At 63.2% G+C, this 8432-nt stretch carries 8 protein-coding genes; 7 read left to right on the top strand and 1 reads right to left on the bottom strand.

Features of this window, described 5'->3' with window-relative positions; translation table 11 throughout:
* Window positions 1-169: 169 nt before the first annotated feature.
* The 7 genes from recR (at window position 170) to NKJ06_RS33060 (ending at window position 7909) form a co-directional block, all read left to right on the top strand.
* A complete protein-coding gene (gene recR, locus NKJ06_RS33090; protein ID WP_352812117.1) occupies window positions 170-775 on the top strand; it encodes a recombination mediator RecR in 606 nt (201 codons plus the stop codon).
* A 176-nt stretch (window positions 776-951) separates the two neighbouring features.
* On the top strand, window positions 952-2229 hold the full coding sequence (locus tag NKJ06_RS33085; RefSeq protein ID WP_352812115.1) for a lytic murein transglycosylase: 1278 nt from the start codon (window positions 952-954) through the stop codon (window positions 2227-2229).
* Window positions 2230-2489: 260 nt separating this feature from the next.
* Window positions 2490-4133 (top strand): ABC transporter substrate-binding protein, encoded by a 1644-nt coding sequence (locus tag NKJ06_RS33080; RefSeq protein ID WP_352812113.1) that lies wholly within the window; start codon window positions 2490-2492, stop codon window positions 4131-4133.
* 18 nt (window positions 4134-4151) lie between these two features.
* Window positions 4152-5213, top strand: a complete 1062-nt coding sequence (locus NKJ06_RS33075; RefSeq protein WP_352812111.1) for an ABC transporter permease — start codon at window positions 4152-4154, stop codon at window positions 5211-5213.
* 196 nt (window positions 5214-5409) lie between these two features.
* A complete protein-coding gene (gene nikC / locus NKJ06_RS33070; protein WP_352812108.1) occupies window positions 5410-6336 on the top strand; it encodes a nickel transporter permease in 927 nt (308 codons plus the stop codon).
* Window positions 6333-7166: an ABC transporter ATP-binding protein gene (locus NKJ06_RS33065; RefSeq protein WP_352629794.1), complete on the top strand. Its 834-nt coding sequence runs from the start codon at window positions 6333-6335 to the stop codon at window positions 7164-7166. Before nikC ends, NKJ06_RS33065 begins: the two co-directional genes overlap by 4 nt.
* Window positions 7163-7909, top strand: a complete 747-nt coding sequence (locus tag NKJ06_RS33060; protein WP_352629792.1) for an ABC transporter ATP-binding protein — start codon at window positions 7163-7165, stop codon at window positions 7907-7909. The genes NKJ06_RS33065 and NKJ06_RS33060 overlap by 4 nt, the downstream gene beginning before the upstream one ends.
* 216 nt (window positions 7910-8125) lie before the next feature.
* Here NKJ06_RS33060 and NKJ06_RS33055 read toward each other — a convergent pair.
* A partial coding sequence (locus tag NKJ06_RS33055) for an efflux RND transporter permease subunit (protein ID WP_352812106.1) occupies window positions 8126-8432 on the bottom strand: 307 nt, incomplete at its 5' end.

Below are 8432 nucleotides of genomic sequence, written 5' to 3'. Positions count from 1 at the left end.
ATTCTTTTTTAAAATCCTACCAAACTCCTGCAGGCATTATTCTGTTTTAGGAGCAACAGTCCACCCGCTCCAGCTTTTCGTTTTGACGCAACTCCCAAGGGAAAGCTCTACGCGCTTTTCCCGGGAAAACCGCTTCGCACTTTTCCTGGAATTGCTCTAGATCAGAGTGATGTCCAAGCGAATCGCCGGTCCCGAGATCGAACGCCTGATCCAGCTCCTGGCCAAGGTGCCGGGGTTGGGTCCCCGTTCGGCCAGGCGCGCCGCCCTTCATCTGATCAAGAAAAAGGAGCAGCTGCTGTCGCCGCTCGCCGCCGCCATGGCCGAAGCGGCCGACAAGGTGCGCATCTGCTCGACCTGCGGCAATGTCGATACATCGGACCCTTGCATGATCTGCACCGATCCGCGCCGCGACGCCGGCACCATCATCGTCGTCGAGGACGTCTCCGACCTGTGGGCGCTGGAGCGCGCGGCGGCGATGAATGTGCGCTATCACGTGCTCGGCGGCACGCTGTCGCCGCTCGACGGCATCGGCCCCGACCAGCTCAACATCCGCTCCCTGGTCGACCGCGTCGCCGGTGGCGAGGTCAAGGAGATCATCCTCGCGGTCAACGCGACAGTAGAGGGCCAGACCACCGCGCATTACCTCACCGACCAGCTCTCCGGCTTCGACATCAAGGTGACACGGCTGGCACATGGCGTGCCGGTCGGCGGCGAACTCGACTATCTCGACGAGGGCACGCTGGCCGCGGCGCTGCGCTCGCGGACGGTGTTTTGACGCAATTGGCGGGGATGCTTGTTGAGATGACCGCATTCCTTGGCGCCCCCCTCTGTCCTGCCGGACATCTCCCCCTCAAGGGGGGAGATTGGCTGTCACACCTGTTTTCGCGAATTATCCAAGTGGCCAGTTTGGCGCCGAGATCGAAGCAGCCGATCTCCCCCCTTGAGGGGGAGATGTCCGGCAGGACAGAGGGGGGCGCCGCAGAACGCAACCTTCGCAATGTCGTCTCTGCATTTCTTCTGGCCGCGCTGACCAGTCTCTTCCTTTCCACCCCCGCCTCCGCCGCAAAGATCGACGACCAGTTCCGTGCCTGGCTGCAGAACGACCTCTGGCCGCAAGCCAAGGCGAAAAGCATTTCCAAAAAAACCTTCGATGCCGCCTTCGACGGCATCAAGCCCAATCTGAAGCTGCCCGACCTGGTCAAGCCGGGCGAGAAGGCGACAACGCCGCAGAAACAGCACCAGGCCGAATTCGGCTCGCCCGGCGCCTATTTTGCCGAGAAGACGGTTCGTGCGGTTACGGCAGGCGGGCGGGCGCGTGAAGCCGCCAATGTCAGGACACTTGCGGCCATCGAGAAACGCTACGGCGTGCCGGGCGAAGTGCTTTTGGCGATCTGGGGACGCGAGACCGGCTTCGGTGCGGCGAAAATGCCTTACGACGCCTTCGAGGTGCTTGGCACCAAGGCGTTCATGTCGACCAAGAAGGACTTTTTCCGCACCGAGCTCCTGGCGGCACTCGAAATCGTCGAGCGCGGGCTGGCTCCGGTCGGCGCGATGAAATCGTCCTGGGCCGGGGCGCTTGGCCAGCCGCAATTCATGCCGACCTCGTTCCTGAAACATGCCGTCGATTTCGACGGCGATGGCCGTGTCGACATCTGGAACTCGACGCCGGACGTGCTGGCCTCGATCGCCAACTATCTCGTCCACTATGGCTGGGTGAAGGGCCGCGGCTGGGGTTTCGAGGTGACCGTGCCGGAGACGGTTTCCTGCGCGCTGGAAGGCCCGGACCAGGGCAAGAAGATCTCCGAGTGGGCGGCAATGGGCATCAAGCGCGTTGGCGGCAAACCGTTTCCGGCCAGCGAAATGAAGGCCGAAGGCTTCCTGCTGATGCCGGCCGGGCGCAGCGGCCCGGCCTTCATCGCCACCCCCAATTTCTACGTGCTGAAGGAATACAACACCAGCGACCTCTACGCGCTGTTCATCGGCCATGGTGCTGATCGCATTGCCCATGGCGATCAGAATTTTGCCGGCAGCTGGGGCGCGGTGGGCGGGCTTCACCGTTCGGACATCGCCGCCCTGCAGCGGGCGTTGGAAGCCAAGGGCTATGATGTCGGCAGCGCCGACGGGCTGCCCGGCTTCAAGACCCGCCGCTCGATCGGCAAGTGGCAAGCCAAGAGTGGCCAGGCCGCAACCTGCTTTCCCGACGCCGGCCTGGTAGCCGCGCTGAAATAGCTCCGAAATTAACAGATTTTTCTCGATCGGCAGCCTCGATTGGCTGGCTTGGCTGTCGACAGGCCGCCGGCCTTTCTGGCCCAATGAGTCGTCGTATAAATGCTCGTTGCCCGCCATGAGGCTGCCGGATATGGTGTTGACCAACTGGACAAAAACCGCAACGGTAAGAGCTCAGAGGGTCGTCTCCAGGCCCGAAAAGAATTCCGCAACCCTGAGCCGGGAACTCAGGTCAACAAACAACAAAACAGGGAACAATCACGATGATGATGGAAAAGTTTGCTCTACGCTCCCGCATTTTGCTCGCGGGTGCGGCCATGTCCGCGCTGCTTCTGGCCGGCGCGCCAGCCGGTGCGGTCACGCCCGCCGACACGCTGGTCGAAGGTTTCGCGATCGACGACATCATCTCCATGGATCCGGGCGAGGCATTCGAGCTGTCGACCGCCGAGGTCACCGGCAACACTTATGATCTGCTGGTCCGTCTCGACCTCAACGACACCTCCAAGGTCAAGGGCGATCTCGCCGAGAGCTGGGCCGTCTCCGACGACGGTCTGGTCTACACCTTCAAACTCAAGCCCGGTCTCAAATTCGCCTCCGGCAATCCGATCACCGCAGCCGACGTCGCCTATTCGTTCGAGCGTGCCGTCAAGCTCGACAAGAGCCCGGCCTTCATCATCGGCCAGTTCGGTATCAGCGGCGACAACGTCACTGAAAAGGCCAAGGCGGTCGACGACGGCACCTTCCAGTTCACCGTCGACAAGGCCTATGCGCCAAGCTTCGTGCTGAACTGCCTGTCGGCAACGGTCGCCTCGGTCGTCGATGCCAAGCTGGTTAAGGAACATGTCGTCACCGCGGCACCCACCGCCGACTACAAATGGGACAATGATTTCGGCAATGCCTGGCTGAAGACCGGCTATGCCGGCTCCGGCGTCTTCAAGTTGCGCGAATGGCGGGCCAACGAGGCCGTCGTCCTCGAGCGCAACGACAATTACTACGGCGAAAAGGCCAAGCTGGCCCGCGTCATTTATCGCAACATGAAGGAAAGCTCGGCCCAGCGCCTGGCGCTCGAAGCCGGAGACATCGACGTCGCCCGTAATCTCGAGCCGAACGATCTCGACGCCATCGCCAAGAACGCCGACCTGACCACCACCAGCGCGCCCAAGGGGACGGTCTATTACATCAGCCTCAACCAGAAGAACCCGAATCTCGCCAAGCCGGAGGTTCGCCAGGCGTTCAAGTATCTGGTCGACTATGATGCCTTGAGCTCGACCATTCTCAAGGGCATCGGTGAGATCCACCAGACCTTCCTACCCAAAGGCGTGCTCGGCGAACTCGACGAGAATCCGTTCAAGCTAGATGTCGCCAAAGCCAAGGAATTGCTGGCCAAGGCCGGTCTGGCCGACGGTTTCAGCGTAACCATGGACGTTCGCACCGGCCAGCCGACGACGGGCATGGCGGAATCGATCCAGCAGACGCTTGGCCAGGCCGGTATCAAGCTGGAGATCATTCCCGGCGACGGCAAGCAGACGCTGACCAAATACCGCGCCCGCAATCATGACATCTATATCGGCAACTGGGGCCAGGACTATTTCGATCCGAATTCCAACGCCCAGACCTTTGCCTCGAACCCAGACAATTCGGATGCCGGAAAATCCCATACGCTTGCCTGGCGGAACTCCTGGGACATTCCGGACCTGACCAAGGAAACGGAAGCGGCTTTGCTCGAGAAGGACGCCGGCAAACGTGCCGATATGTACAAGGATCTCGAGAAGAAGATCCTCGACACCAGCCCCTTCGTTATCATTCACCAGCAGCTGGAAGTGGCCGGCCTGCGCAAGAACCTCAAGGGCTTCGCGCTCGGTCCGAGCTTCGACACCAATTTCGTCGGGCCGGTTTCGAAAGAGTAACGCCTGCGGACGCGCCGTATGAGCGCGATTGAAAACCAGGGCGGGCGTGGCAGCGCCCGCGCCGTCGCCATTGCATCATCGCTCGGCCGTTTCCTGGTCATCGCGATAACGACCTATCTTGGTCTGCTCGCGGTGACCTTCTTCATCGGCCGTGTCATCCCGATCGATCCGGTGCTGGCGGTGCTGGGCGACCGGGCGCCGGCCAATGTCGTCGAGCGCACGCGCCGTGAGATGGGCCTCGACCTGCCGCTGATCGAGCAGTTCTATATCTATGTGAAAAATGCCCTGAACGGCAATTTCGGCGTCTCCGTGCTGACTACGAACCCCGTCATGACCGACATTCGCCGCGCGCTTCCGGCAACGACGGAACTGGCGACACTTGGGACGCTGATCGGCGCGCTGTTCGGCGTGCCGCTTGGTGTGCTGGCGGCGGTCAGGCGCGGCAGCCTCATCGACCAGATCGTGCGCGTCATCGGCCTGATCGGCTATTCCGTGCCGATCTTCTGGCTCGGGCTGCTGGCATTGGTGGCGTTTTACGCCAAGCTGCAATGGGTCGCTTTTCCGGCCCGACTCGACGTCGTCTACGAGTACACCTTCACGCCGATCACTGGCTTCTACCTTTTTGATTCTCTGTGGCAGGGCCAGTGGGATGTCTTCCACGATGCCTTCCGCCACATCATCCTGCCGGCTTCGCTGCTCGGCTATTTCTCGCTCGCCTATATCAGCCGCATGACGCGCTCGTTCATGCTCAACGAGCTGTCGCAGGAATACATCGTCGCGGCGCGCGCCAAGGGCCTGTCGGAGACCCGCATCATTTGGGGCCACGCATTACGCAACGCCGCCGTGCCGATGGTCACGGTGATCGCACTGTCCTATGCCGGCCTGCTTGAAGGCTCGGTGCTGACCGAGACGGTCTTTTCGTGGCCAGGCATCGGTCTCTACATCACCAATTCGCTGCAGAACGCCGACATGAATGCCGTGCTCGGCGGCACCATCGTCATCGGCTCGGTGTTCATCGCCATCAATCTGCTCTCCGACCTGCTCTACCGCGTGCTCGATCCGAGGACGAAGGTAAGATGAGCAGAGGCATCCCACTTTCGGGCTCAGTTGCGCCCAATCACCCCCACTCCGGCCCTTCGGGCCATCTCTCCCCCTGCCCGGGGGAGAGGAAAAGCCGGTCGCACGCCTGGCGCCTTTCCTCTCCCCCGTCGAGCGGGGGAAAGGTGGTCTGCGAAGCAGACCGGAGTGGGGGTCGACAGCTCCAAGAGGCATCGTCATGACCGCCTCCGACGCCCGCCCTCTCTCTCGTCGCGACTGGCTGCTCAGCGAGCGGCCGGTCTCGCGCATGCAGGCAAGACTCGGCCGCGCCTATGTGGCGTGGCGGCGCTTTTCCGCCAACCGTCTGGCGTTTCTCGGCCTGCTCATCATCATCGCCTTGCTGGTCGTTGCCGCCCTTGCCGGCGTGCTAGCGCCCTATTCGCCGACGTTTGGCGACCTGAAGAACGCGCGTCTGCTGGCGCCGAGCGCCGAGCACTGGTTCGGTACCGACGACCTCGGCCGCGATATCCTTTCGCGCATTCTCTACGGCTCGCGCTGGACGCTTTATGTGGTCATCCTGGTTGCCATCATCGCCGCACCCATCGGCCTTTTGGTCGGCACCGTCGCTGGCTATGCCGGCGGCTGGACCGATGCCATCCTGATGCGCATCACCGATATCTTCCTCGCCTTCCCCAAGCTGATCCTGGCGCTTGCCTTTGTCGCGGCCCTTGGCCCTGGCATCGAGAACGCGGTACTGGCCATCGCCATCACCTCATGGCCGCCTTACGCCCGTATTGCGCGCGCCGAAACACTGACCGTGCGCAATTCCGATTACATCAAGGCGGTGCAGCTGATGGGCGCCTCGCCCTTCCGCATCGTGTTGCGCCACATCATGCCGTTGTGCATCTCCTCGCTGATCATCAGGGTGACGCTCGACATGGCCGGCATCATCCTGACCGCCGCCGGTCTCGGCTTCCTCGGCCTTGGCGCGCAGCCGCCGCTGCCGGAATGGGGCACGATGATCGCGTCGGGTCGCCGCTTCGTGCTCGATCAGTGGTGGGTGGCCGGTGCGCCGGGCTTCGCCATCCTCATCGTCAGCCTCGGCTTCAACCTGCTTGGCGACGGCCTGCGCGACGCGCTCGATCCCCGCAGTGGTGACCAATGAGCACGCTTCTCGATGTCGACGATCTGCGCGTCACCTTCCCGACCCGCACCGGGCTGATCGAGGCGGTGCGCGGCGTCTCCTTTTCGCTCGGCCGCGAACGGCTCGGCATCGTCGGCGAATCCGGCTCGGGCAAATCGCAGACCGGCCGTGCCATCATGGGCCTGACGCCGCCGCAGGCCCGGATATCGGCCAACAAGCTTTCCTTCGACGGCATCGACCTGCTCAGCGTCTCGCCACGCGAACGCCGGTCGCTGCGCGGAAAGCGCATCGCCATGATCCTGCAGGATCCGAAATATTCGCTCGATCCGGTGATGAGCATCGGCCGCCAGATCGTCGAAACGCTGCGCACGCATGAAAAGGTCGGCAAGGCCGAGGCACGCGACCGCGCACTGGCAATGCTGGAGGCGGTGCAGATCCGCGACCCGGCCCGCGTGTTCGACCTGCATCCGCATGAAGTGTCCGGCGGCATGGGCCAGCGCGCCATGATCGCCATGATGCTGATCGCCGGGCCGGAGATGATGATTGCCGACGAGCCGACCTCGGCGCTCGACGTCACCGTGCAGCTCGACGTACTCGGCATCCTGGATCGGCTGGTCAGCGAGCGCGGTATGGGGCTGATCTTCATCTCGCACGATCTGCGCCTGGTCTCATCCTTCTGCGACCGCGTCATCGTCATGTATGCTGGCAAGGTGGTCGAGCAGCTCAAGGCCTCGGAACTCGGCCATGCCCAGCATCCCTACACGCGCGGCCTGCTCAACTGCATGCCCAAGATAGGTGCCGACCGTCACCCGCTGCCGGTGCTCGACCGCAAGCCGGAGTGGGCGGCATGACGTCAGCGATTGCCGTTGACGGGCTGGAAGTGATCTTCGACCGTTTTCGCGCGCTGAAGGGCGTCAGCCTCGACGTGCAGCCCGGTGAATCCTTCGGCCTGGTCGGCGAATCCGGTTCCGGCAAATCGACGCTGCTGCGGGCCATCGCCGGTCTGGCGCCAGTCGCTTCGGGCAGCATCGCCGTCAACGGCAAGACGCTCGGCGCGCACCGCGACAAAGCCTTTTATCGCGAAGTCCAGATGGTCTTCCAGGATCCCTACGGCTCCCTGCACCCGCGCCAGACCGTCGACCGGCTGCTGCAGGAGCCGCTTGCCATCCATGGCTTCGCCGACGGCGAAAAGCGCATCCAGCGGGCGCTCGACGAGGTTGGTCTCGGCAACGGCTTTCGGTTCCGCTACTCGCATCAATTGTCGGGCGGCCAGCGCCAGCGTGTGGCGATTGCCCGAGCGCTCATTCTCGAACCGTCGATCCTGCTGCTCGACGAACCGACCTCGGCGCTCGACGCCTCGGTGCAGGCCGAAGTGCTCAACCTTCTGGAAGAAGTCCGCCGGCGGCGCAAGCTGACATTCCTGATGGTCAGCCACGACCTCGCCATCATCACCCATATGTGCGAGCGGCTGATGGTGATGCAAAGCGGCGAGGCGGTGGAGAATCTGGCGGCCAACGATCTTGTCGAGCGCCGCGTCTCGAAGGACTATACGCGCAACCTGCTGAGAGCGAGCGACGGGTTTGTGAGGGCGTAGCTGAATTTTCTGCGTCGCGTTCCTTCACGCCCCCCTCTGTCCTGCCGGACATCTCCCCCACGAGTGGGGAGATTGGCTGTCATCGCGGCTTGCGCCAATTACCAACGTTGCAATGGGAGCGGGGCACTGGAGCCGCCAATCTCCCCACTCGTGGGGGAGATGGCCGGCAGGCCAGAGGGGGGCGCGACGGAACGCGGCGCTACTCGCAACTTGCCCTCAAGCCGCTCCCCCTTCCGCGATGGCATCACCGGTCGGCGCAGTGTTGTCCGGCGCTTGCTTCGGCTCCTTGATCCTGAACCAGGCGACATAAAGCGCCGGCAGGAACAGCAGCGTGATCGCCGTGCCGGCGATGATGCCACCCATCATGGCGAACGCCATCGGCGCCCAGAACACCTCGCGTGCGATCGGGATCAGCGCCAGGCTGGCGGCCGCCGCCGTCAGCGCGATCGGCCGCATGCGATGTTCGGTGGCTTCGATGACCGCCGCCCAGCGGTCCTTGCCCTCGGCGACCAGATCCTCGATC

It is taken from the genome of Mesorhizobium sp. M0293 (assembly GCF_040321735.1).
Lineage (GTDB): Bacteria > Pseudomonadota > Alphaproteobacteria > Rhizobiales > Rhizobiaceae > Mesorhizobium.
This window is presented reverse-complemented; position numbering and strand designations above follow the sequence as displayed.

What these genes read in the sequence shown, in the direction of transcription:
- nikC (WP_352812108.1), top strand. Translation starts at nt 5,410, where the DNA reads ATGACCGCCTCCGACGCCCGCCCTCTCTCTCGTCGCGACTGGCTGCTC.
- NKJ06_RS33075 (WP_352812111.1), top strand. Translation starts at nt 4,152, where the DNA reads ATGAGCGCGATTGAAAACCAGGGCGGGCGTGGCAGCGCCCGCGCCGTC.
- NKJ06_RS33085 (WP_352812115.1), top strand. Translation starts at nt 952, where the DNA reads ATGTCCGGCAGGACAGAGGGGGGCGCCGCAGAACGCAACCTTCGCAAT.
- NKJ06_RS33080 (WP_352812113.1), top strand. Translation starts at nt 2,490, where the DNA reads ATGATGATGGAAAAGTTTGCTCTACGCTCCCGCATTTTGCTCGCGGGT.
- recR (WP_352812117.1), top strand. Translation starts at nt 170, where the DNA reads ATGTCCAAGCGAATCGCCGGTCCCGAGATCGAACGCCTGATCCAGCTC.
- NKJ06_RS33060 (WP_352629792.1), top strand. Translation starts at nt 7,163, where the DNA reads ATGACGTCAGCGATTGCCGTTGACGGGCTGGAAGTGATCTTCGACCGT.
- NKJ06_RS33065 (WP_352629794.1), top strand. Translation starts at nt 6,333, where the DNA reads ATGAGCACGCTTCTCGATGTCGACGATCTGCGCGTCACCTTCCCGACC.